The sequence below is a fragment of the Pseudomonas sp. PDM04 genome (assembly GCF_014851765.1).
In the GTDB taxonomy this organism is placed as follows: domain Bacteria; phylum Pseudomonadota; class Gammaproteobacteria; order Pseudomonadales; family Pseudomonadaceae; genus Aquipseudomonas.
Genome location: NZ_JACVAI010000003.1, coordinates 71,298 through 96,003, shown reverse-complemented (window position 1 = coordinate 96,003; position 24,706 = coordinate 71,298). Strand labels below are relative to the sequence as shown.

The following is a 24,706-nucleotide window of genomic DNA, read 5'->3' as shown; positions in this document are numbered from 1 at the left end:
CACCTGCCCTCTTGTAGACGAAGCGGAATAAATGACGCGCGGATGGAAAAACCGGTCAACTGCCGAACTGCAGACCCTTGCCGGCCGAGCGCGCACGCTCGAATGCCAGATTGGCCATCGCCGTGTCCTGGGCGCCGGTGCCGGTGAGGTCGCACAAGGTGACTTGATTGGCGTGCGTACGACCGGGCCGTTGGCCGGCCAGTACCTGACCCAATTCGGCGAAACCTGACTCGTCGCCGACGACACCGGCCGCCAGCGCGTGATGCAGTTCGCCGAGGATGCGGGTCTGGCTCAGGCGATCCGCGACATAGCGGTCGACCTGCGCCAGTGCCTGCGGGGAAATCTCGTTCTTGTGCTCGGCGTCCGAGCCTATGGCGGTGATGTGCAGGCCGGGATGCAGATGGCGCACGTCGATCAATGGCTCGCGGCTGGGCGTGCAGGTAATGGCGATATCGACCCCGTCCATGGCTTCATCGATGCTGGCGCAGGCCTTGACGACCAGGTCGCTGTCACGCGCCAGCTGGGCACCGAAGGCCTGCGCCCGGGCCGAATCCCGCGCCCATACGCGCACGCTGTCGATCGGTCGCACCAGCCGCAGCGCCTGCAACTGCAACGCGGCCTGCTCGCCGGCACCGATCAGCGCAACGCTGCGGCTGTCGGTGCGTGACAGGGCCCGCGCCGCCACCGCCCCAGCCGCAGCGGTGCGCACGGCCGTCAGGTAACCGTTGTCCAGCAGCAAGGCATCGAGCAGACCGGTGCGCGCCGACAACAGCATCATCATGCCGTTGAGGCTGGGCAGGCCCAGTTTCGGGTTGTCGAAAAAACCCGGGCTGACTTTGATCGCAAAGCGCTCCAGACCCGGCAGGTACGCGGTCTTCACGTCCACTTCGCCGTTGTGCTCGGGGATGTCCAGGCGCAGGATCGGCGGCATCGCCACGGCGGCGGTGGCCAGCAGCACGAAGGCTTGCTGGACGGCTTCGATGCTGAGCAGATCCAGCGCCACGCAGGCACGCAGATCGGCTTCGCTCAACAGGGTGACTTCACTCATCGATGCGGCGCTCCATGGGTTCGTTAGGGCTGGGTTTCAGGCATCGGCGCCGGCAAGCACGCGCAGATGTTGATCGGTATCGACGTTACGTCCGCTGACCACCACCACGACCGGGCCCTTGGGTTCGATCAGGCCCTCGAGCAGTGCCGCGATCCCCACCACAGCCGCGCCTTCGAGTACCAGGCGCTCTTCGCGATAGGCATGGCGGATGGCATTGGCAATCGAGGTTTCGCTGAGCAGGTGCAGGAGATCGCAGGTGTCGCGGGTCATGCTGAAGGTGTATTGATTGTCCAGGCCGATGCCACCGCCGAGGGAATCGGCCAAGGTCGGCAGCTCTTCGACTTCGACCGGATGCCCGGCCTGAAGACTGGCGTGCATCGCCGCGCCGCGCTGCATGCTGATACCGTGGGTCACGATCAGCGGGTTCGCGCTTTTGAGTGCCAGCGCCACGCCTGCGAACAGACCGCCACCGGACAACGGCACCAGCACTTGGGCGACATCCGGTTGCTGTTCGAGGATTTCCAGCCCCAGCGTGGCCTGCCCGGCAATGATCGCCGGATGATCGAAGGGCGGCAGCAGGGTTGCGCCCTGCTCGGCAGCAATGCGCTCGGCTGCGCGCTGGGCGTCATCCTGGGAGCGGCCGACGATGCACACCTCGGCGCCGAGATCGCGGATGGCCTGCACCTTGTTTTCCGGCACCAACTGCGACAGGCAGATCGTCGCCGTCACGCCCAACCGGGAGGCGGCATAGGCTAGCGCCCGGCCGTGGTTGCCGGTGGACGCCGCAACGACCCCACGGGCCTGTTGCTCGGGAGCGAGTTGCGCCACGGCATTGCTCGCCCCGCGCAGCTTGAAGCTACCGGTGATCTGCTGGGATTCGAGCTTGAGGTAGACCGGCACACCGAGCAGGCGCGACAGGCTCGGCGAATGTTCCATCGGCGTGCGCCGCACCAGGGATTCAATGCGCTGGCGGGCGAGATAAACATCGTTGAGCTGTAGCGCTGACATGACCGCATCCCGATGAGGTATTGGGCGCAGTCTAAGAGGGCAGGATTGTCACACTGAATGTACTAGGGCAATTCGGGCGAAAAATTTTCCTCCGTCTTTTCCCCCTCAAAAATCGTGGATCTGCGGGTACTGGCCGAAGATCTCGCGCATGCTCATCAGCGCCTCACGCATCTCTTCATTGCTGCATTCGGCAGCGACACAGACTCTCACCGCCCGGGCGCGGGGCGTGCCACGGACGGTGAACGGGTCCGGCGACGTGACAGCAATGTGCCGGCGACGCAACACCCGCACCAGACCGTCGACCTCCCAGTGTGGCGGGATGCCCACCCAGGTGTTCAGCGCATGGGAATGCTGGCCGAGGATGTACTCCCCCAGATACTCGCTGACCATGGCCTGACGGACAGAGAGCAGTTTGCGCTGCAAACGCAGTAGCGTGTCGGCGCGACCGTCGCGAATCCAGCGTGCGGCAATCTCGGACACCATCGGCGTGCCCATCCAGCTGTTGACGCGCAGGATGCTTTCGGTGCGCAACGCAAGGCGCTTGGGCACCACCAGGTAACCGGTACGCAGACCGGTGAGCACCGACTTGGTCATGCTCGTGCAATAGAACGACAGCTCGGGCAGGTAATGGCTGATCGGGGGCGCTCGTTGCTCATCCAGCAACGGTCCATACACATCATCTTCGATGATGTGTACGCCAAAGCGCCGGGCGATCTCGGCGATTTCCCGCCGTCGGCTGTCCGGCATCAGGCTGGTGGTGGGGTTATTGAGGTTCGGCGTGCACACCAGGGCGGTGATGCGCTCGTTGCTGCACATGTCCTCGAAATGTTCCGGATCGATGCCATGGCGGTCCATGTCCAGCCCCTTGAGGGTGAATCCCAGCACCTGTGAGTTGCCGATCACACCGTGATCGGTCAGGCCTTCGCTGAGCACCACATCGTCGGGCCCGGCCAATGAAGCCAGGGCGAGAAAAATACCGTGGGCGGCGCCGTTGGTGATCAGGATGTCATCGCGCTCGACTCGCAGCCCCTGGCGGCCGATCCAGTGCATCGCCGCCTCGCGGTGCGATTCGAAGCCGGCAATCGGTCGGAAGGCATGGATCCACGGCTGGTCCTCCTCTGTGCTGAGTTCGCGGCAGGTATCGCGCCAGAACTGGTCATGCGCGCGGGTGCGGAGGATGCGCGCGATGGAAAAGTCCACCAGCGCCCGCTCGGGACTGTCGAGAATGTAGGTGGCGACCCGATCGCTCATGCGCCGCGAGACAAAACTGCCGCGCCCGACTTCGCAGCGCACCAGGCCCTGGCGCTCCAGCTCCTTGTAGGCATTGGTCACCGTTTGCACGCTGATGCCCATGGCATCGGCAACATTGCGCTGGGGCGGCAGGCGCTGATCGTTGGCCAGCACACCCTTTTCGATGTCATCGGCGATCGCCTGCACCAGGATCTTGTATTTGGATTCGCCGCTGCGGGCGATATCCAATGCTGCCTTCCACTTGTCCATCGGCTTGGAACCCGCGTGTTTAGCTGTGCCGACAGCATCCCGCGAGAATCGCCGCAAAGCAATTGTCCTAGTGCAATGCAATGTTGGGCGAGGCTTTTGTATGCTCGGTTCAAGGTCGATGCCGGGTCTTGTCAGGCCCTCACAATAAAATCAGTCGATCTGTGCCGGTACGGTGTCCAACCATGGAACCCGTCCCCGTACGCTTTGCTCTTGCCACACTGCCTCCTAACACAGAGCCGTCGACGACGGGTCCACAAGAAACAGGAGATTTTATCGATGAGCAATTCCCTTCCCTGCGCTACCCATCCTTTGCGTCGCCTGTTCGTGGCTTGCGCGATCTTCGGCCTGGCCGCCAGCGCCCACGCCGCGACGACCCTGGAAACCATCACGAAAAACAGCAGCATCCGCATCGGCTACGCCAACGAAACGCCGTTCGCCTACACAGAGACCGACGGTCGGGTGACGGGCGAGTCGCCGGAAATCGCCAAGGCCATCTTCGCCAAAATGGGCATCAAGGACGTCAACGGCGTACTGACCGAATGGGGGTCGTTGATCCCGGGATTGCGCGCCGGGCGCTTTGACGTGATTGCCGCCGGGATGTACATCACCCCGGAACGCTGCAAGCAAGTGATCTTCACCGACCCGCAATATCAATTGCCGGATGCGTTGCTCACCGCCAAGGGCAATCCGAAGAACCTGCACAGCTATGAAGACGTCGCGAAAAATCCCGATGTGAAACTGGCGATCATGGCCGGTACGGTCAACCTCAAATATGCACGGGACTCGGGCGTAAAAGACGCACAGATCCTCCAGGTTCCGGACACCACCGCCCAACTGCAAGCCGTGCGTGCCGGCCGCGCCGATGCCGCCGTGGGCACGCAATTGACCATGAAGGGGCTGGCTGCCAAGGGTGGCGACAAGGTCGAGGCAGTCACCGAGTTCAAGGACGACCCATCGCACACCGGTTACGGTGCCCTCGCCTTCCGCCCGGAAGACAAGGACCTGCGCGATGCGGTCAACGCCGAACTGAAAAAGTGGCTGGGCTCCGAGGAGCACCTCAAGGCGGTCGCGCCTTTCGGCTTCGACAAATCCAACGTGACGAGCAAAACGGCTGCCGAGCTCTGCGCTCAATAGTCGAAACAGGCATGGCGCTACGGCGCGATGCCTATTTCCCTGCTTAATCGGGATGTTGAACCATGGCTGAATTACTTCCGCTGTTGATACAGGGCGCCTGGGTCACGATCCAGGTGACCTTCTTCGGCTCGATCCTGGCGATCGTCGCGGCCATTCTCGCCGCACTCGGGCGCATGTCCCCGTGGCGGTTGCTGAGCGGGTTCTCGGTCGCGTACATCGAGGTGTTTCGCGGCACCTCGCTGCTGGTGCAACTGTTCTGGCTGTTTTTCGTGCTGCCGCTGCCGCCGTTCAATGTGGAATTGAGCCCCTATGCCGTGGCCATTGTCGGCCTCGGCCTGCACATCGGCGCTTATGGTGCCGAGGTCATGCGCGGAGCTATCAGCTCGGTGGCCAAGGGTCAATATGAAGCGGCGACCGCGCTGAACTTCAGCGGCTACAAGCGCTTTCGCCGGATCATCCTGCCGCAGGCGCTGCTGGCCGCGATTCCACCGGGCACCAACCTGCTGATCGAGTTGTTGAAAAACACCTCGCTGGTCTCGCTGATCACCTTGTCCGACCTGAGCTTCCGCGCTCGGCAACTGGACCAGGCCACTTTCCAGACCCTGGAGATCTTCAGCCTGGCGCTGCTGATGTATTTCATTCTGGCCCAGGCCATCAACCTCGGCATGCGCGGCCTTGAACGTCGCCTGGCACGCGGCCGGATGCGTGGAGGTCTGTCATGACCCTGTTCGACTGGACGTATGCCTGGCAGATCCTCCCCGACCTGCTGCGCGCCTCGCTCAACACAGTGGGCATCACCCTGATCGGCTTCCTGATTGCCATCGTGCTGGGGCTGTTTCTGGCCATCGGCCGTCGCAGCCGCCTGTACTGGCTGTCCTGGCCAATTGCCGGGACGATCGAATTCATCCGCAGCACGCCGCTGCTGATCCAGGTGTATTTCCTCTACTACGTGCTACCCAACTACGGGCTGAGCATGACCGCCATGCAAGTGGGGATCATCGGGATTGGCGTGCACTACGCCTGCTACATCGCCGAGGTGTATCGCGGCGGCCTTGACGCCGTGCCCCGGGCGCAATGGGAAGCCGTCACCGCGCTGAACATCGCCCCCTACAGCGCCTACCGCAACATCATCCTGCCCCAGGCCCTGCGGCCGATCCTGCCGCCGCTGGGCAATTACCTGGTGGCGATGCTCAAGGACACGCCGGTGCTGTCGGCGATCACCGTGGTGGAAATCATGCAACAGGCCAAGAACATCGGCTCCGAGAATTTCCGCTACCTGGAACCGATCACCCTGGTCGGCCTGTTTTTCCTCGCCCTGAGCATCGCCCTGGCTTATCTGGTACGGCGCCTCGAATTGCGCCTGGAGCTACGCTAATGACTTCTCCACTCTCGACGACCCACGACCTTTCCCGGCGCGGCAACCTGACATCGCTGCATCCGCAGGAGGCCACGGCCATGCATCAACCGAACGCGGTCAAGCCGATCGTCAGCTTCCAGGACGTGACCAAGAGTTACGGTAACTTCACCGTGCTCGACCGCCTGAACCTGGATGTCACGCCCGGGGAGAAAGTCGCGATCATCGGCCCCAGCGGCTCGGGAAAATCCACGCTGTTGCGGGTGCTGATGACACTTGAAGGCATCGACGACGGGGTCATCCGCATCGAAGACGATCTGCTGACGCACATGCCCAATCGCAACGGCGTGCTGGTGCCTGCCAACGACCGACACATCCGCCGCGTGCGCGGCAAGATCGGCATGGTGTTCCAGAGCTTCAACCTGTTCCCGCACATGACCGCGTTGCAAAACGTCATCGAGGCGCCCGTGCAGGTGCTGGGCATGAAAACCGCCGAAGCCCGCGAGCGCGCGGCCGACTTGCTGGAGCTGGTGGGGTTGGGCAGCAAGCTGGGGCATTACCCGTCGCAGCTGTCAGGCGGGCAGCAACAACGGGTCGCGATTGCCCGGGCCTTGGCGATGCGGCCCAAAGTCATGCTGTTCGATGAAGTGACCTCGGCGCTCGATCCGGAGCTGTGCGGCGAAGTACTCAATGTGATTCGCAAGCTCGGCGCCGAACACAATCTGACGATGCTGATGGTCACACACCAGATGGGCTTCGCCCGCGAGTTCGCCGATCGCGTGTGTTTCTTCTACAAGGGGCAGATCCACGAACAGGGCACACCCGCGCAGATCTTCGAGCACCCGCAGCAGGAGCGGACCTGTGCATTTCTCAGTGCGGTGAAAGAGGCTAACTGATGAGCGTCTGATCCGGCCCCATCGCGGGCAGGCCCGCGATGGGCCCGCAAAAGCCAAACAAAAAAAATGCCCGATCATCAGACCGGGCATTTTTATCAATCCAGGATGTTACGGATACTGCTGCACCGTCCCCGGTTGCTGCTGGCCACCGTACTGCTGACCCGGAATCGCCTTGAGGTTGACCTCGACACGGCGGTTCTGTGCGCGGCCGTTGACGTCGGCGTTGCTCGCCACCGGATTATCCGGGCCGGCGCCACGGGCGCTCAGGTTGGCACCGCTCACACCCTGCGAGGTCAGGTAGGTCGCAACGCTCTGGGCCCGGCGCTGGGACAGGTCCATGTTGTGCTGACGGCTGCCGGTGCTGTCGGTGTAGCCAACGATTTCGATCTGGTTCTGGTTGAATTCCTTCAGCGAACCGGCCAGGTTGTTCAGCGGCTGGTAGAAGCTGGAAGCGATGTTCGCCGAATCGGTGGCGAACGTGATGTTGCCCGGCATGATCAGCTTGATCTGGTCACCCTGACGCTGCACCTCGACACCGGTATTGGCCATGCTGGCGCGCAGTTTTTTCTCCTGCTGGTCGGCGTAGTAACCATAGCCGGCAGCGGAAGCGCCCACCACGGCGGCACCGATCAGCGCCCCCTTGCCACGGTTGTTGTGGTCGATGGCAGCACCTGCAAGTGCGCCGGCCAATGCGCCCAGGCCGCCGTACTTCGCGGTTTTGCTCATGCCTGCGGAGCCGCCGTCAGCCTGACCCTGGTTGTCGTAAGGGTTGGGCGAGGCGCAGCCAGACAGCAAGGCCACAGCAGTAGCGACGATAATCAAACGCTGTTTGGTGAACATGAAAAGCTCCTACTCTTGGCATTCTGTGGTGCAACGGACATCGGCCTTTGCGCGCTTTGGATCACGCCAGACGCCGAAAATTCCGTAGCCGACCTTCAAGCGCGCACAAAAGGGTTGTCGCGCATTTCATCGCCCAGGCGCGTGTCCGGTCCGTGGCCCGTCACCACCGTCGCGTCCTCGTCCAGGGTATACAAACGCTGCTTGATCGAACGCACGATGGTCGCCTGATCACCCCCCCACAAATCCGTGCGCCCGACTCCGCGACGGAACAGTGTGTCTCCGGCAATCAGCAGCTTGGCCTCTGAAAACCAGAAACTCATGGAACCCGGCGTGTGGCCCGGGGTGTGCAGCGCTACGCCGCAGCCGCAGGCCAGTTCCTCGTCATCGGCCAGCCAGCGATCAGGGGAAGGCACCGGGGTATAAGGCACCCCGAACATCTGGCATTGCATTTCCAGGTTGTCCCAGAGGAACTGGTCTTCCTTGTGCAAGTGCAGGGTCGCGCCGGTCTTTTCCTTCAACTGCCCGGAGGCCAGGAAATGATCGAGGTGCGCGTGGGTGTGAATGATGCTGACCACCTTCAGGCCCAGCGCGTCGAGCCGGGCGAGAATCAATTCGTGATTGCCACCCGGGTCGACCACCACCGCCTTTTTCGTGACCGGATCACCGATGATCGTGCAGTTGCACTGCAACGGGCCGACGGGGAAGGTTTCGCGGATGAGGGGCGATTTTTGCGACATCGGGAGCCTGCTCGATAAACGGGGGATGAGGGATTTTCGCACACATTGGCTGCCCATCCTTGAACACAAGGTGAACCGACTGGCGATATCAGCCCAACACACCCAGCGCCTTCGCCCGCGCCACCGCCTGGGTGCGCCGCTCGACCCCGAGTTTGCTGTTGATGTGGCTGGCGTGGGTCTTCACCGTGTGCAGGGAAATGAACAACTGGTCGCTGATTTCCTGGTTCGAGCAACCTTGAGCGATGAGTTTCAGCACCGCCAGTTCACGGGAACTGAGCTGTTCGCAGGCGGGCTCGAGGGGAACCCGGGCAGCGACGACGGGGAGCCGGTCCGATAGGCTCTGCGAAACCGGCGCGGCCGCACCGTGCTGCAGTTGTTCGCGCAGCCAGTCAGGGTGCTTTTTCAACAAGTTGTCGAAAGGCTGCAGGGCTCCGCCGTTCGCCGTCTCCAGCGCCTGGGCGAAAACCTGTCGCGCCTGCGGTTCACGGCCGTTATCCAGCAGCAATTCGACCTGTTGCGTCAGGGCCATGGTACTGAGCAGTTGATGGCCGGTTTGCTGGCCGCGCTCGAGCAAGGCCTTCAAACGTCCCTCGGCAAGCATTGGCTGGCCCTGGATGGCATCGAGCAGGGCCTGCTGCAACTCGATATGCAACGGCAGTTGCGGATGAAACTCCGGCGGCGCGGCCGGTTGCTCGCCGTTGTAGGTCTGCCCCAGGCGCGCCAGCCAGGCTTCCGCCAGGTCGGTACGCCCCTGGGCCAGCCAGAGCTCGCATTTGACCAGGGTGATCATCGCCAGGTAATAGATCGGCGGCACGTCCCAGATGTGCATCAACCGTTCGGCTTCGGCGAGTTCGGCGAACGCCCTGGCGAATTCGCCGCTGCTGCCTTCGAGCCTGGCGATCACGCAATGGCCGATCAGTACGCTGATGTCGCGACAGGCGCGGGCTTCGCTCAAGCCTGCCTGCAAGCGCTGGCGCGCAGCCTGCGGTTGCAGGCGCAGCGCCAGCAGAAACCCCTCGTACAGCGTCAATCGCGCGCGCACCGCGTAGAGCCGCTGCGGCGACAGGCCCTGCAGGCGTTGCAGCCCCTGGCGGACTTCATCCAGCGAACGCAGGATTTCCCCACGCGCCTGCAATACACGGGCGCGGTCGTAATGGGCCAGGGCTTCGAACAGCGGGTTGCCGACGCGTTGCGCCAGCTCCAGCGACTCGCGGTTCAGGCCACGGGCACGCCACAGGTCGCTGTCGGCAATCGCCAGATTGGACAGGGTCGAGAGGCACATCAGGCGCTGGCCATAACGCTTGGCCGGGAGGCTCTCCAGGGCTTCGGTGCAATAGAGCAGGGTCAAGCTCCGATTGCCGCGCCCCCGGGCAATGATGCCGCTCAAGGCCAGCCACTGCGCCAGCATGGATTTCTGCGCAGTGGCCGATGGCGCCGGGAGGAAGCGGCTCAGGTGACTGGCCAGCTCCTCGGCCGCATCCAACTGACAGGCCAGCCCCAGCGCCCAGCTGTAGAGCACGATCAAACGTGGCGTGCTGATCAGCAGGCTGTCGGGCAAGTCCATTTTCCAGCGCAGCAACATGCCGACGTTCTGTTCGGCCAGCAATTGTTCTTCGGAAAGGTTCTGCACCAGGTTGGCGGCGACATCCAGATGCCCGGCGCGCAACGCCTGTTCCACCGCCTCGTCGAGCAGCCCCTGGGCGTTGAACCAGCGACAGGCGCGCAGGTGCAGGCTGGCGGCCGGTACCATTGCCTGGCGGGTCGGCCGGGTGCGCAGCAGATCGGAAAACAGATGGTGATAACGGTACCAGTGACCGTGCTCGTCCAACGGCACCAGGAACACTTGATGCGCGAGCAGAAACCGCAGGATCTCGGCGCTGTCATGGGCTTCGCGGATGGCGTCGCACAGCTCGCTGCAAAAACGCTCCTGGGGCGCCGTGTCATACAGGAATGCCTGCACGTCGGCGGGCAGGCAATCGATGACCTCTTCCAGCAGGTAATCGCGAATCAGCCCTTCCCCGCCGTTCAATGACTGGGGTAGCGGGCCTTCGGATCCGGCCTCGGACGCCGCCAGCAACCAGAAGCGCAGGCCGGCCACCCAGCCTTCACTGCGCTGGATCAGGTTCTCCAGCGCTTCGCCGCGCAGGGAGGTGCTGTGCCGGTCGAGCAGGGTCGAGGCCTCTTCGTGGGTCAGGCGCAGATCCTGTTCATGCAACTCAAGCAACTGGCGGGACAACCGCAGGCGCGCCAGGTGCCAGTCCGGGCGCTGACGACTGGTGACCATCACCAGCAGGCCGTCGGGAAGATGATTGAGGAAGAATTGCAGGCAGCGATCGAGCACCGGGCCCTGGGCCAGATGGTAGTCGTCGAGGACCAGCAGCAGCGGTGCCGTCGGCAACAGATGCACGGCCAGCTCGTCGAGCAGGCCATCGAGCCATTCCTCGAATGCGAACGGCTGATGCCGTTGGCGCATTTTCAACAGGCCGAGCGACTGACGGCCCAGTTGTGGAAAAAAGTCCTGAAGGCCTTCGAGCAACCGCTCGAGAAACCGGCCCGGGTCGTTGTCCCGCGGGCTCAGGCCCAGCCACAGGCTTTGCCAGTGATCGGGCAAGCCCTGGCAGAACTCCACGGCCAGCGAACTCTTGCCAAACCCCGCCGGTGCACTGACCAGCAACAGCCTGCCACCGAGCCCGGCGCTTAAACGCTCGCATAAACGCGGCCGCAGAACGTAACCGTCGGGCAACGGCGGGCGAAAAAAACGCCCGTCCAATGTCGCGACGGAAACGCTGGCAGGGCCCGGGATGGGGGACAGATCAGTCATGGCCGGCTCTTGTTTGAATTGCGGGTGGCGGCGTTGCAGATTTTTGCAGACTAGCGGTAAATGCGGAGGTAATGAAGGTTATTGCTACAAATGGCTACAAAAAGTCACGAACAAAAAAAAAGCCCCGAACCGGTCGGGGCTTTTTTTCGAGGATGCGGCCTCTTCAGTTGCGGTTAACGGACCCCATCCTGGCGCAATGCCGCCGGGGTGAAGTCGCTGGTGGTGGCGGTGAAGCCAAAGTCATACGCCTGCTTCTCTTCGTTTTTCATGCCCAGTGCCAGGTAACGGCCCGATTGCAGGTCGTACAGGGTTTCCAGGGCGTACCACGGCACTTGCTTGTCGTAGTAGTTCTCGGCGTGCGCTTCGGCAACGCGCCACAGTTGGCCGCGGCCGTCGTAGTGGTCGATCACCGCCGCTTGCCAGGTGTCTTCGTCGATGTAGAAGTCACGCTTGGCGTAGATGTGGCGCTGGCCATCCTTCAAGGTGGCGACCACATGCCAGACCCGGCGCAGCTCGTAGCGAGCCAGGTCCTGATTGATGTGACCGGCCTTGATGATGTCGGAGTACTTCAGCTTCGGATCGTCGAGCTTGTAGCTGTCGGAAGCGATGTACATCTCTTTCTTGCCTTCGAGTTTCCAGTCGTAGCGATCCGGCGCACCGTTGTACATGTCCAGGTTGTCGGAGGTACGCAGGCCGTCGGCTGCGGTACCCGGGCCGTCATAGGACACTTGCGGTGCCCGGCGTACACGACGCTGGCCGGCGTTGTAGACCCATGCGGCACGGGGTTCCTTCACCTGGTCGAGGGTTTCGTGCACCAGCAGCACACCACCGGCCAGACGCGACGGCGCGGTCACTTTCTGCTTGAAGTAGAACAGGATGTTGCCCGGGTTCGCCGGATCGTAGTCCTTCATCTTGTCGCGGAACACGAACTGGTCCTGGAAGTACACCAGGCTGTACGAACCGTTCGGCTGCGGTGTGGCCTGGGTCACCAGACGGGTCACGCTGCCGCCGCGATAACGGGTGATGTGGTTCCAGATCACCTCGACGCCGCTTTTTGGAATCGGGAACGGCACGGCGGTTTCGAAATTTTCCAGACCGTTGCCGCCGCCGACCAGCGTGGTGTTGGTGGCGTTTTTCTTGATGGCGGCAAACACGTCATCGGGCACGGTGGCACCGCGATGGGACGTGTAGACCGGCATCTTGAAGGTTTCCGGGTAGCGCTTGAACATCGCGTACTGGCCCGGTGCAAGCTTGTCCTTGTACTGGTCGACGTTCTGCGCGGTGATGGTGAACAGCGGTTGTTCACTGGCGTACGGGTTGGACAGGAAGCCTTTGCTGTCGACGGTGCCGGCGTTTTTCGCCATCGGTTTCCAGGCCGGGATCGAACCGTCGGCATTGCCCGCCATCTCGGCGCCCATCGGCGTCAGGCTTTTGCCCAGCTTGTCCGCTTCGGCTGCGGGGACCGCAGCCATCACACTGGTGGCCAGCAGCGTTAGCCCCAGAACACCAACGTGGAACAGACTCTTTGTTGTTTTCATAAGTGTGTTCGTCCTGAAAATGCAGTGCTTAGAAGTTCACGCCGAAGCTGAGCGCAACGAAGTCGCGATCGTCCACGGTGGTGTACTTGCCGTCGAAGAAGTTGGTGTAGGCCAACGACGCGGTGTAGGTGTTCTGGTACTCGGCATCCAGACCCAGGCTGACCGCCTTGCGACCTTCCTCGAAGTTGCCGCCAGGACCCGGCGAGTAACCGTCGACGTCATGGGACCAGGCGATGTTCGGCTTGAGGTTCACGCCGGCGAACACGTCGTTGTATTCCCAGATGGCGCGAGCGCGGTAGCCCCAGGAATCGGTCGTGGTAAAGCCATCGTTTTCGCAGTAGCGGCTGACGTTGTTTAGCGCTCCGCCCGCCAGGGTATTGGCGTTCAACGCCTGGCACTGACCACCAGGCAGCGGGCCGGGGCCGTAGCTCGGATCACGACCGTAACGTGCCTTGGAGGTGCTTTCCAGGCCACCCACGTGCGTCCAGCCGACCTCGCCCACCAGGGTCAGACGCTCGGCGCCCATCACCTGATCGAAGAAGTGGGTGAAGGTGGTCTGCAGTTGCGACACTTCCTTGCGGCGATAGCCGTGTTGATCCTGCCCTGGCTGACCTTGCAGCACGGACACCCGTGGATCCAGCGGCGTCAGGCCGGAATACAGAATGTCGGTGGTGTTGAGCTGCACCGGTGCATTCGGACGGTAGCTGAACTCACCGCTCCACGCGGTACCGGTAGGCAACGTGGTGGAGAAGCTCAAGCCATACAGGCGAATGTCCTCCGGGTACTCGACGAAGTAGCTGGAGTTGCCCGCCACTTGCAACGGCAGCAGCTGTGCAGCCAGCCCGGTCGGACCGCCCACGATAGCGCCTGGAATACCTGCACCGATCAGCGCGCCACCCAGCGCCGTGCCGCTGTACGCGCTCAGCGGAGCCCCTTTGCCGCTGAAGATCGGCGCACGGCTGTGGTAGTTCATGAAATAGGCACCGAACTCGGTGTCCAGCGGTTCGAACATGTACTTGAAGGACACGCCGAACTGGCCGCTGTCGCGGGCGTCGCGGTCGGGGCCGCGACGCACGATGGCACCTTCATCCGGGTCGCCCCATCTCACGCCACGGGCCGCCAGGGTGTTGATGGCGGCGTTACGCAGCCCGGCTGGCAGGCCTGCGGCGGCCAGCGAGCTGTTGAGGCCGTTACGCGTACGCAGAACGGCCAGGTTGTTGTCGCAGCCATCGGCGATCACGTCCGGTTGCGAGAAGAACGTGCCGCAGTTGTCGGCGACGGTCTGGTCCCATTCGATCTGATAGAACGCTTCGGTCGACAGGTTTTCGGTCAGGCTCTGGGACACATAGAACATGTTGACCGGAATCAGGCCTTCCTTGATCTCGGCACCCGGACGACGGAACGCGGACACGTCGATCGGGTTGATCGAGTTGATGCCGCCGCCGATGAAGGTACTTTCACCCCAACTGACCACTTGCTTGCCCAGACGCACGGAACCCGGCTGATCGGCGATCGCGTAGTTGTGGTAGACGAAGGCGTCGAGGATCTGGCCGCCGGCGGACTTGGCGCCTTCCTTGCGGTTGCTGTCGCTGATGTCCTTGAACGGACGGCTTTCGTCCTTGAGTTCGAAGTCATACCAGTATTTGCCACGGACGAAGACACCGGTGTCGCCGTATTTCAACTCAAGGTCATGGATACCCTTGAAGATCTTCGAGAAGGTGTCCCCGCTCTTGAAGTTCAGGTGGCCGTCATCGGAAGTCTGCGACAGGCCGCGACCACCGTTGTTGACGCCGATGAGGTTCTTGTTGGCGCTCTCGGTCGACCAGCTAGCGCCAATCGACAGGGATGAGTCGAACTGACCTTCGATTTCACCAATGTTGAAACTGACGCCGAATGCGGGCCCGGCGAGCGTGGAGGCAAGACTGACAGCCAGAGGCAGTTTCGCCCGGCGCCAGAACTGGTTTGCTGATGTCATCGACGCTACTCCATGTGCATTATTGTTATGGCAGTGAGTACTTTTAAAAACGCCGTGGTTGACCGGGTGCCAGAGGCCTCCCGACGTCACTCCAAAGTTGCATCGCCCCGTGTTGTGCGTGTGCCCCGTTCTTAAAAATCCTTGAGCGGACTATAGCCAGCAGGTAGTACTGCTTGATCCCTCTAAAGTGTGATTTGCAGCGGCCAGCCACTCTGGAACAGTCCTTTCGCCAGACCGACGCCCGTCGGCAGGGGAAGGATGGCTGAAAATCCGGAAATGACAAGCCAAGCGCTTGCTTGGTGGGGCTGGCGTGCCTTTTCAGGCACGCCGGGGAAGGCTTAAAGCGTCGAAAGGAAGGTGCTGTTGTTGGCCTGCCATTCGGTGATGTCGAGGCGGATGCGCTTCTTGTCGAGCTTGCCGACGCTGGTCTTGGGAATTTCCGTAACAAGGGCGATCTGGCTCGGGATCGCCCACTTGCTCAGGTGCCCCAGCTCGACAAATGGCTTGAGGTGTTCCTTGAGTTCCCGGGCCCCGATTACATGGCCCTCGCGGATCACCAGCAAGGCAAACGGACGCTCGCCCCACTGTGGATCGGCGATGCCCACCACTGCTACTTCGCGTACCGCTGCGTGACGGCTGATCAGGTCTTCGAGGTCCAGGGACGAGATCCACTCGCCGCCGGTCTTGATCACGTCCTTGATCCGGTCGCGGATGTCGATCACCCCCATGCTGTCCAGCGTCGCCACATCACCGGTGTGCAGCCAGCCGCCGGCCCAGAGCTCGGCGCCCTTCTGCGGCTCGTTGAAATAACCTTCGGTGAGCCACGGCGCGCGCAGCACCAACTCGCCCTGGGTCTCTCCGTCGGCGGGCAGGAAGTTGCCGACGCAGTCGACGATCGCCGCTTCCACCAGTGGTCCGGGCACCCCGGCCTTGATGCGATAGGTGGTGCGTTCGTCTTCGGTGCCCGCCATCAACTCGTCGTTGAGGTGCGCGCACGACACCAGCGGCCCGGTTTCCGACATGCCGTAGGCGGCAGTCAGTTGAATGCCCCTGGCCTTGGCCGCTTCGTACAGCGTGCGATTCAACGCACTGCCACCAATGACGATTTTCCAGCCAGCGAAATCCGTGCCTTGCGCCGCCTTGGCGTTGAGGAGCATTTGCAGGATGGTCGGCACGCAGTGGGAAAAGGTGACCTTTTCCTTGCGCCACAGCTCCACCAGGTATTCCGGGTCGTAGCGCCCCGGGTACACCTGCTTGAGGCCGAGCATCGTCGCGACATACGGCAAACCCCAGGCATGCACATGGAACATCGGGGTGATCGGCATGTACACATCGTTGGTCCCCAACAGCCGTACGCTGTCGATGGCGCCCATGATGGTCGAGACGCCCATGGTGTGCAGCACCAGTTGCCGGTGGGTGAAATACACGCCCTTGGGATTGCCGGTGGTGCCGGTGGTGTAGAACGTGGTCGCGACCGAATTCTCGTCGAAGTCCTGGAAGTCGTACCGGGTGCTCGCGGCCGCCAGCAACTGCTCGTATTCGCCGATGAGGTTCGGCAAATCGGCAGTCTTTTCCGGCAGGTCGGTCAGCAGCAGGGTTTTCTCGACCGTGGTCAGGTGCCCGGCCACCGCCTTGTAAAGGCCCACGAACTCGCTGTTGACCAGCACGAAGCGGTCCTCGGCATGGTTCATGGTGTAGAGGATCTGTTCCGGCGACAGGCGCACGTTGATGGTGTGGATCACCGCGCCGATCATCGGGATGGCGAACATGCATTCCAGGTAGCGATGGCTGTCCCAGTCCATCACCGCCACGGTATCACCGGCCTTGACGCCAGCCTCCGTCAGTACGTTGGCCAGTCGCGCGACCCGTTCGATCAGGGTCGGATAGCTGTAGCGCAACTGATCGCGGTAAATGATTTCACGGGTTTTCTCGTAGCGAGCCCCGGACATCAGCAGCCGTTTGATCAGCAATGGGTACTGGTAAGCGCCTTCGGCTGGGGGGATAACGCGAGTCTGCAACATAAGAATCCCTTTTCTGACTGCACGGTCGTGGCTGAAAGTAAGCACTCTAGTGCCCTCTCACGCCGGCCAAATCAGCCAAAGGAATGATTTGCAGAGGCGAACAAATGCTAGCTTTGCGCCAGCATTTGTTCGCCGGGAGCGCGGTGAACTCAGTGCATTTCGGTCAATGCGAGTTTCACGCCAATGGCGATCAGCACCGCCCCCATGGTCCGATCGAACCAGTGGCCCATGCGCGCAAAACCGGCGCGCACGCGCTGTTGGCTGAACAGCATCGCCACCAGGCAGAACCAGACCGCCGTTGCGGCAGCGAGGTAAACCCCGTAACCCGCCTGCACCGCCATCGGGGTATGCGGGTTGATGACCACGGTAAACAGCGACAGGAAGAACAGCGTGGCCTTCGGGTTCAGGCCATTGGTCACGAAACCCGAGGTAAACGCCCCACGAGCGGTACGCTCACCCGCTTCCTTGTGCAGGTCGTCCGCCACCGGCTTTGCGGGCTGCGCGCGCAAGGCCTTGAAGCCGATGTACAGCAAGTAGGCGGCTGCGGCCCATTTCAAGGCGTTGAACAGCACGATCGACTGCGACACGATCAGGCCGATGCCGAGCAACGAGTAGCCGACGTGGAGGAAAATCGCCGTGCCGACACCCAGCGCCGTCCAGGTGCCGGCACGCCGACCATGGGTCACGCTCTCGCGCACCACCACGGCAAAGTCCGGCCCGGGGCTGGCCACGGCCAGCAGGTGGATGAGGGCAACGGTCAGGAATTCTGTCCAGTACATGGGGGTCCTCTGGGGCAGTTCGGTATGATTCACGCCTGTCGGCTCGCATCGTCCCTGGGAGCGGACTTGCTCGCTCCCACAGGGTCCCGCTTGCGTCTCGATGATGCGTAACGATTTGTTTCATCTGGTAGGCTCGGCAGATTACGCCTTCAGTTCAACGCACAAAAGGTACAGTTGATGACGAATATTCGCCGCGCCGTTTTCCTCGACCACCCCTCGCTGGACCTCGGCGATCTCGACCTCAGCCCCCTGCGCGAATGTTTCGATGAACTGCAACTGTTCGCCCAGACGTCACCGGAGCAGGTTACCGAACGCCTCAAGGGCGCCACGGTCGCCATCAGCAATAAAATCCTGATCGACGCCGCGACCATCGCCGCCAGCCCCGAGCTGAAGCTGATCCTGATCACCGCCACCGGCACCAACAACGTCGATCTGGCCGCCGCCCGCGCCCACGGCGTGACGGTCTGCAACTGTCAGGGGTATGGCACGCCATCGGTGGCGCAGCACACGATCATGCTGCTGCTCAACCTGGCCACACGCCTGGCCGACTATCAGAAAGCCGTGGGCGAAGGTCGCTGGCAGCAGGCCAGACAGTTCTGCCTGCTGGACTACCCGATCGTCGAACTCGAAGGCAAAACCCTCGGCCTGCTCGGTCACGGCGAACTGGGCGGCGCGGTCGCCCGCCTGGCCGAAGCCTTTGGCATGCGCGTGCTGCTCGGCCAGATTCCAGGGCGCCCTGCCCGCCCGGACCGCCTGCCGCTGGACGAGCTGTTGCCGCAGATCGATGCCCTGACCCTGCACTGCCCGCTCAACGAGCACACTCGCCACTTCATCGGCGCCCGCGAACTGGCGTCGATGAAGTCGGGGGCCTTCGTGGTCAACACCGCACGCGGTGGCCTGATCGACGAGCAGGCGCTGGCCGATGCCCTGCGTAACGGCCACCTTGGCGGCGCCGCCACGGACGTGCTCAGCGTCGAACCGCCAGCCGCCGGCAACCCGTTGCTCGCCACCGACATTCCGCGCCTGATCGTCACACCGCACAACGCCTGGGGCAGTCGCGAGGCTCGGCAGCGAATCGTGGGGCAATTGACCGAAAACGCACTGGGCTACTTCAGCGGTAAGGCACTGCGGGTCGTCAGTTGATAAACTGCCGCACTTTTTTTCAGGGAGCAGAGTATGGATCCGCGCAGTGAAGTACTGCTTCGTCAGGCCGAGTTGTTCCAGGGTTCGGTATTGCTGGCCGGTTTGCCCGCCGACGACTTGCTGGGACGCCTGCCCGACGCCCACGGCTGGTGCTGGCATGCCGGCGACCAGGCTGCCCTGGACGCGCGTTTCGAGGGCCGCAGCCATTTCGGCGTGAACGCCCCCGAGCGTGAATTCGAGACCGCAGTGGTGTTCCTGCCAAAAGCCAAGGACCTCACCGATTACCTGCTCAACGCCCTCGCCTCGCGCCTGGCCGGTCGAACGCTTTACCTGGTGGGTGAAAAGCGCAGCGGCATCGAAGGCGCAGCCAAACAGCTGAACCCCTTCGGCAAGCCGCGCAAGCTCGACAGCGCGCGGCATTGCCAGCTCTGGCAAGTCACTGTGGCCAATGCGCCAGAGGCCAGATCCCTGGAAAGCCTGGCCCAGACCTACGAGTTGCCACTGGCGGAAGGGCCGCTGACAGTCATAAGTCTGCCGGGCGTGTTCAGCCACGGGCGACTGGATCGCGGCAGCGCGTTGTTGCTGGAGCACCTGGACAAATTACCGAGCGGTCATTTACTGGACTTCGGTTGCGGCGCCGGGGTCCTGGGCGCAGCGGTCAAGCGCCGTTACCCGCACAACCAATTGACCCTGCTGGATGTCGACGCGTTCGCGGCCGCCAGCAGTCGCCTGACTCTCGCCGCAAATGGCCTGGAAGCCGAGGTGATTACCGGCGACGGCATCGACGCCGCGCCGATGGGTTTGAGTGCCATTCTGAGCAACCCGCCGTTCCATGTCGGGGTGCACACCGATTATTTCGCCACGGAGAACTTGCTGCGAAAAGCAGCGAAACACCTGAAAAACGGCGGCGAACTACGCTTGGTGGCTAACAGTTTCCTGAAGTACCAGCCACTGATCGAAGAACACCTGGGTGTGTGTGCGATCAAGGCCGAGGGTCAGGGTTTCCGAATCTATCGCGCCAAACGCGGCTGACACGTTTTTTAAAACAAGGGGCTTGCCCTATCGGATTTGCCTAGGCAGAATCCGCTCCGTCCTAGGGGAGTAGTCTCCCGCGAGCACCCAGCTCGCCCGGCATGCGTCAACATACTTGGTCCTCAGACCATGGCGCATGCGACCCCAGCGTCCGCATCAGACGGATCGCAGGGTTTGACAAGACCTATGACACGCACACCTTACCCGGGGCGGGAAGGCTGTACGTGTCATAGCCGTGTCGACCCGCCCCTTAGGAAAACCCTGATGCTGGATTCACTGCTCGTCCCCACCGCAATCGTTGCCCTGGCCGAAATCGGCGACAAGACGCAACTGCTCGCGCTGATTCTCGCTGCGCGCTTCCGCAAACCGTGGCCAATCATCGCCGGCATCGTCGCCGCCACCCTGGCCAACCACGCGGCAGCCGGTGCAGTCGGAGCCTGGGTCGGCGGTTTCTTCTCGGATACGATGCTGCACTGGATTCTCGCCGCGAGCTTTGCCGCGACGGCGCTCTGGACCCTGGTGCCGGACAAGATGGACGACGACGAAGCCAGCACTTCCCGCAAGTTCGGGCCGTTCGTGACGACGCTGATTGCCTTCTTCCTTGCGGAAATCGGCGACAAGACACAAATCGCGACGGTGATGCTCGCCGCGCAATACCCTGAATTGTGGCTGGTGATCATCGGCACCACAGCTGGCATGCTGATTGCCAACGTGCCGGTGGTACTGGCGGGTAATTTTGCTGCGGAAAAATTGCCATTGACGCTGATCCGCCGCCTGGCGGCGTCGGCGTTCTTCATCCTCGCGGTGGTGGCGGTGTACAAGGCGATGCAGAGCAGCGGCTGGGTTTGAACCGCGTCATCGTTCATCGCGAGCAGGCTCGCTCCCACATTGGAATGCAAACGACTGTGGGAGCGAGCCTGCTCGCGATGGCGTCAGGAGCAACAGCGCAAAATCAGGACTTCGGCGCCTTCTCGTACAACGGCATCACCTTCGGAATCGCCGCCTCCAGCGAAGCAATTCGGCTGCTCGAGGCCGGGTGAGTGCTCATGAACTCCGGCGGCGAGCCTTCCGAAGCCTTGCTCATCTTGTTCCACAAGGTGATCGCGGCGTTCGGGTTGTAGCCGGCGCGGGCGGCCAGCTCCAGGCCGATCAGGTCCGCTTCGTTTTCGTTGGCGCGGCTGTTGGGCAGCGTCATGCCGTAGTTGGCGACGGTGTCCGCCAGCGCGAGGCTGTCCTGTCCCAGGCCGAACAAGGCACCCGCGCCCTGCTTCGCCATCTCGATACCGTAGGCCTTGGACATCGCTTCGCGACCGTGTTCACGCAGGGCGTGGGCGATTTCATGCCCCATGACCGCAGCGATTTCGTCGTCGGTGAGCTTCAGGCTGTCGATCAAACCGGTGTAGAAAATGATCTTGCCGCCCGGTCCGCAGTTGGCGTTGAGTTCATCGCTCTTGATCAGGTTGACTTCCCATTTCCACTGCGCCGAGTCCGGGCGGAATACCGGCGCCTGAGCGATCAACCGGTTGGCAATCGCCTGGACACGCTTGGCCTCGGTGCTGGTCTTGTCCAGCACGCCCTGGCTGCTCGCCTCGCCCACGGTCTTTTGATAGGACTGGGCGTACATCTGGTTCACTTCGTCCGTGGACAACATGCTGAACATGTACTGCTTGCGCTCCACGCCAACAGCACCGCCGCTGGTGGTGTTGACCGACTGACAACCGGCGAGCATCAGGCCCGCGCTCAGGGCACACACAATCAATCGCTTGTTCATCAAAAAACTCCTTGAAAACATGCCGCGTATCCTAGGCGCCCAATTGTATCGGCGCCAGATACAACAGACATTCAACCGAACATTTCGGATGAAGGTCCTGCGGTAGGAAAAAATTCACATACCTCGCCCCGCCACGGCCAGCCACGCTGGGCAATGATTCCAAATACGACATCGACCACACCAAAACAGTCAATTCATCGCGCCGCACTCATGGCGATCGACGCCAATGCCGATACAGCACCGCAGATGTCCTCTTGCGTGCGGAGTCCCCATGAAATTCAAGTCGATCCAGTTTTCCGTGGCAGCCCTGGCCGGCGCCATCGTCTTAAGCGTCGTTGCCGCGCTGGTGCTGTACGCCCTGTTCTCCGGTGCACGCACCCAGGCCATGGTTCAGGAGCGAACCCAGGCACAATTCGAACAGGTCATCGAACAACGCCTGACGTCTCTGGCGCAGACCCAGGTCAGCCAGATCCAGCGTGAGCTCGAAGCGCCCCTGTTGATTGCCGGAGGACTGGTGCGGGTCAACGCGCTGATCGGCACGCCCGGCGCCGACGGTCAGCCGCAGTTGAGCCTGAACCGTGAGCAACTGATCAACCTGATCAAGGAAAACGTCGCCAAAAACCCAAAAATTCTCGGCACCTACATTGCCTGGGAACAAAACGTACTGGACCGCAATGACGCCGCTTACATCGGCACCCGCGTGACAGGCATCGACCCTGCCAACGGCCGCTTTCTGCCCTGGTGGTTCCGTAACGCCGATGGCAGCCTGGGCCTGGACAAACTGGTGGACGTCGACGACCAGAAAACCCTGTCCACCGGCGTGCGCGCCAGTGAGTACTACCTGTGCTCGAAGGAAACCAAAAAATCCTGTGTCATCGACCCGGCGCCCTACAAGGTCGGTGACAAGATCGTCATGCTCGCGTCGTTCATTGAGCCGATCATGCTCAACGGCGCCTTCCAGGGCATCGTCGGTGCCGACCTGTCGGTGAACTTCATCCAGGAAATGCTCCTGGGCGCGAACCAGAAGCTGTACAACGGCTCCGGCGTCATGGCGCTGATTGGCGGTAACGGCCGAATCGTCGCCTACACCAAGGACCCGAGCAAATTCGGCGAGAAGGTCAGCGATATCCTCGACAGCCAGCAGATTACCAACATGGCCAATCTCAAGCGCGGCGAAGTGACCTACACCGTCGACAAAAACCAGGGCCGGATCGAGTTGTACCTGCCATTCGGTATCGGCCAGACCGACGCGCGCTGGACGCTGATGCTGCAACTGCCGCTGGACGCGGTCATGGCCGACCTGCAAAAGCTGCAGGCCGACCTCGATGCCCAACGCAAATCCGACACCTTTGGCATGGCCATGGTCGGCCTGCTGATTGCCGGCATCGGTTTGCTGGTGATCTGGCTGGTCGGCCACGGCATTGCCCGTCCACTGAAACAGATGGTGGCGATGCTCGACGACATTGCCAAGGGCGAAGGCGACCTGACACGCCGCCTGACCAGTGACCGCGCCGATGAGCTGGGCTCGATCGCCAAGGGCTTCAACACCTTCCTCGCCAAGTTGCAGGCGATGATCACCCAGGTCGTGAGTTCGGTGCAGAGCGTCAGCGACTCGTCGGAGCACACCGCCGACATCGCCATCCGCACCAACATCGGCGTGCAGAAACAAATGGTGGAAATCGATCAGGTCGCCACTGCCGTGCATGAAATGACCGCCACCGCCCAGGACGTGGCGCGTAATGCCACCCAGGCGGCGCAAGCGGCCAGCCATGCCGACCAGTCGGCAGCCCAGGGCAAGCAGATCGTCCAGGACACGTCGAACTCGATCGGCGCCCTGGCGGTGGAAATCGGCAAGGCAGTCAACGTGGTGCAAACCCTGGCCAAGGACAGCGAGAACATCAACGCCATCCTGACCGCCATTCGCGGCATTGCCGAACAGACCAACCTGCTGGCGTTGAACGCAGCCATCGAAGCGGCCCGCGCCGGCGAACAGGGCCGTGGTTTTGCAGTAGTGGCCGATGAAGTGCGCAACCTGGCGCAGAAAACCCAGCAAGCCACCGAAGAAATCCAGACCATGATCCAGCAACTGCAACAAGGCACGCGTGACGTGGTGCGGGTGATGGAGGACAGCCAGAACCGCACCGATGAAAGCGTGCAACACGCTGCCAAAGCGGCCCAGGCACTGGATGACATCACCCGGGCGGTCTCGGTGATCAACGACATGAACACCCAGATTGCCAGTGCGGCCGAGGAACAGAGCGCGGTGGCCGATGACATCAATCGCAATGTGATCAACATCGGCCAGGTGGCCAATGAAGTGGCGGGCGGCGCCGATGAATCGAGCGCCGCCAGCGCGGGCCTGACCAAACTGGCGGAGCAACAGCGGCGGTTGATCAATCAGTTCAAGGTTTGATCCAAGGACCCCATCGTCGGAACGCCCGAATCAGCCGATCAGCCGGGGGTGAGACACTCCGGCCCGTTCAACTTCGGATCATTCACCAGGTTGGCCAGCGCCCGCTCGCGCAGGGCCACCGGCTCCCCGGCCAGCAACCCCTGCAACACATGCAGGGGTGTCTCGGGATCGAGCCAGGCCTGCTGCCCCGCTGCGTCGAGAATCAACGGCCGTCGCTGACTCGCCGCCGGCTGCGTGATCACGGCCGTGCTCAACCAGACCTGTTCCTGCACGGGGTAGGCTTCCCAGACGGCTGCAAAGAACAACGACGAACCTTCTCCCGGCGTCAGCCAGTAGGGGCGCTTGCGCGTGGTGCCGCGCCATTCGTAAAAACCGTTGGCCGGCAGCAGGCAGCGACGTTCGCGCAAGGCCTGACGAAACATCGGTTGTTCGGCCACGGTTTCGGCCCGGGCATGGGCCGGGGTGCGGGACAGGTCGGTCAGCCATGGCGGCGTCAATCCCCAGCGCGCCCGGGCCAACTCACGCTGACCGTCGGGACCGGCACGCAGCATCAGCACCGAATCGTTGGGGGAGATATTCCACTGGGCCTGCTGGTCGGCGGGGAAGCCAGGCAGGGCCGCGAAGGCGGGGTTCCAGCGAAACAGGGCATAACGTCCACACATGGGGCAGCACGACTCTTGATAAAACGACCGCCAG

General features: G+C 62.4%; 20 protein-coding genes, 1 pseudogene and 1 riboswitch. Of the genes and pseudogenes, 9 read left to right on the top strand and 12 right to left on the bottom strand.

The window, feature by feature from the left end; all coding sequences use genetic code 11:
* Positions 1-55: 55 nt before the first annotated feature.
* From eutC to IB249_RS12450, 3 genes are all read right to left on the bottom strand, one after another.
* Positions 56-1,048: an ectoine utilization protein EutC gene (gene eutC / locus IB249_RS12460; RefSeq protein WP_192305067.1), complete on the bottom strand. Its 993-nt coding sequence runs from the start codon at positions 1,046-1,048 to the stop codon at positions 56-58.
* Between the two features lie 36 nt (positions 1,049-1,084).
* A complete protein-coding gene (eutB, locus tag IB249_RS12455; RefSeq protein ID WP_192305065.1) occupies positions 1,085-2,056 on the bottom strand; it encodes a hydroxyectoine utilization dehydratase EutB in 972 nt (323 codons plus the stop codon).
* Between the two features lie 105 nt (positions 2,057-2,161).
* Positions 2,162-3,556, bottom strand: a complete 1,395-nt coding sequence (locus IB249_RS12450; protein WP_192305063.1) for a PLP-dependent aminotransferase family protein — start codon at positions 3,554-3,556, stop codon at positions 2,162-2,164.
* Positions 3,557-3,832: 276 nt separating this feature from the next.
* Between IB249_RS12450 and ehuB the strand changes: the two genes are divergently transcribed.
* The 4 genes from ehuB to ehuA all read left to right on the top strand — a co-directional run bounded on the left by ehuB (position 3,833) and on the right by ehuA (position 6,940).
* Positions 3,833-4,690: an ectoine/hydroxyectoine ABC transporter substrate-binding protein EhuB gene (ehuB, locus tag IB249_RS12445; protein ID WP_192305061.1), complete on the top strand. Its 858-nt coding sequence runs from the start codon at positions 3,833-3,835 to the stop codon at positions 4,688-4,690.
* 62 nt (positions 4,691-4,752) lie between these two features.
* Complete coding sequence (ehuC, locus tag IB249_RS12440; protein ID WP_192305059.1) at positions 4,753-5,412, top strand: ectoine/hydroxyectoine ABC transporter permease subunit EhuC; 660 nt, start codon at positions 4,753-4,755, stop codon at positions 5,410-5,412.
* Entirely contained in the window at positions 5,409-6,065 is a 657-nt protein-coding gene (gene ehuD, locus IB249_RS12435) for an ectoine/hydroxyectoine ABC transporter permease subunit EhuD (protein ID WP_192305057.1), read from the top strand. The genes ehuC and ehuD overlap by 4 nt, the downstream gene beginning before the upstream one ends.
* Before the next feature lie 80 nt (positions 6,066-6,145).
* A complete protein-coding gene (gene ehuA / locus IB249_RS12430; protein ID WP_192306377.1) occupies positions 6,146-6,940 on the top strand; it encodes an ectoine/hydroxyectoine ABC transporter ATP-binding protein EhuA in 795 nt (264 codons plus the stop codon).
* A 108-nt stretch (positions 6,941-7,048) separates the two neighbouring features.
* Here ehuA and IB249_RS12425 read toward each other — a convergent pair whose 3' ends face one another.
* The 7 genes from IB249_RS12425 to IB249_RS12395 form a co-directional block, all read right to left on the bottom strand.
* Entirely contained in the window at positions 7,049-7,780 is a 732-nt protein-coding gene (locus IB249_RS12425; protein ID WP_192305055.1) for an OmpA family protein, read from the bottom strand.
* A 95-nt stretch (positions 7,781-7,875) separates the two neighbouring features.
* Complete coding sequence (locus IB249_RS12420; protein ID WP_192305053.1) at positions 7,876-8,517, bottom strand: MBL fold metallo-hydrolase; 642 nt, start codon at positions 8,515-8,517, stop codon at positions 7,876-7,878.
* An 88-nt stretch (positions 8,518-8,605) separates the two neighbouring features.
* A complete protein-coding gene (locus tag IB249_RS12415) occupies positions 8,606-11,338 on the bottom strand; it encodes a LuxR C-terminal-related transcriptional regulator (protein ID WP_192305051.1) in 2,733 nt (910 codons plus the stop codon).
* A 173-nt stretch (positions 11,339-11,511) separates the two neighbouring features.
* Entirely contained in the window at positions 11,512-12,876 is a 1,365-nt protein-coding gene (locus tag IB249_RS12410) for a DUF1329 domain-containing protein (RefSeq protein ID WP_192305049.1), read from the bottom strand.
* Positions 12,877-12,904: 28 nt separating this feature from the next.
* Positions 12,905-14,851, bottom strand: a complete 1,947-nt coding sequence (locus IB249_RS12405) for a DUF1302 domain-containing protein (protein ID WP_192305047.1) — start codon at positions 14,849-14,851, stop codon at positions 12,905-12,907.
* Between the two features lie 338 nt (positions 14,852-15,189).
* Positions 15,190-16,872, bottom strand: a complete 1,683-nt coding sequence (locus IB249_RS12400) for a fatty acid--CoA ligase (RefSeq protein ID WP_192305045.1) — start codon at positions 16,870-16,872, stop codon at positions 15,190-15,192.
* A 149-nt stretch (positions 16,873-17,021) separates the two neighbouring features.
* Positions 17,022-17,651 (bottom strand): LysE family translocator, encoded by a 630-nt coding sequence (locus IB249_RS12395; RefSeq protein ID WP_192305043.1) that lies wholly within the window; start codon positions 17,649-17,651, stop codon positions 17,022-17,024.
* A 177-nt stretch (positions 17,652-17,828) separates the two neighbouring features.
* Between IB249_RS12395 and IB249_RS12390 the strand changes: the two genes are divergently transcribed.
* From IB249_RS12390 to IB249_RS12380, 3 genes are all read left to right on the top strand, one after another.
* Positions 17,829-18,794 carry a 2-hydroxyacid dehydrogenase gene (locus tag IB249_RS12390; RefSeq protein WP_192305041.1) on the top strand — a complete coding sequence of 322 codons (966 nt, stop codon included), beginning with the start codon at positions 17,829-17,831 and terminating at the stop codon, positions 18,792-18,794.
* A 33-nt stretch (positions 18,795-18,827) separates the two neighbouring features.
* Complete coding sequence (locus IB249_RS12385; protein WP_192305039.1) at positions 18,828-19,826, top strand: class I SAM-dependent methyltransferase; 999 nt, start codon at positions 18,828-18,830, stop codon at positions 19,824-19,826.
* Between the two features lie 52 nt (positions 19,827-19,878).
* Positions 19,879-20,015, top strand: a riboswitch (yybP-ykoY riboswitch).
* 75 nt (positions 20,016-20,090) lie between these two features.
* Positions 20,091-20,675 (top strand): TMEM165/GDT1 family protein, encoded by a 585-nt coding sequence (locus tag IB249_RS12380; RefSeq protein ID WP_192305037.1) that lies wholly within the window; start codon positions 20,091-20,093, stop codon positions 20,673-20,675.
* A gap of 103 nt (positions 20,676-20,778) precedes the next feature.
* On the opposite strand, the gene IB249_RS12375 is transcribed toward IB249_RS12380, so the two are convergent.
* A complete protein-coding gene (locus IB249_RS12375; protein WP_192305035.1) occupies positions 20,779-21,597 on the bottom strand; it encodes a M48 family metallopeptidase in 819 nt (272 codons plus the stop codon).
* A 226-nt stretch (positions 21,598-21,823) separates the two neighbouring features.
* Between IB249_RS12375 and IB249_RS30150 the strand changes: the two are divergent.
* Both IB249_RS30150 and IB249_RS30145 read left to right on the top strand, forming a co-directional pair.
* Positions 21,824-23,155 (top strand): annotated as a pseudogene (locus IB249_RS30150) (HAMP domain-containing protein); the annotation flags it as partial.
* Positions 23,156-23,167: 12 nt separating this feature from the next.
* A complete protein-coding gene (locus IB249_RS30145; RefSeq protein WP_412548006.1) occupies positions 23,168-24,010 on the top strand; it encodes a methyl-accepting chemotaxis protein in 843 nt (280 codons plus the stop codon).
* Positions 24,011-24,048: 38 nt separating this feature from the next.
* Here the strand turns inward: IB249_RS30145 and IB249_RS12365 are convergent, their stop codons facing one another.
* Positions 24,049-24,672 carry an SOS response-associated peptidase gene (locus IB249_RS12365; protein WP_192305031.1) on the bottom strand — a complete coding sequence of 208 codons (624 nt, stop codon included), beginning with the start codon at positions 24,670-24,672 and terminating at the stop codon, positions 24,049-24,051.
* Between the last annotated feature and the right edge of the window lie 34 nt (positions 24,673-24,706).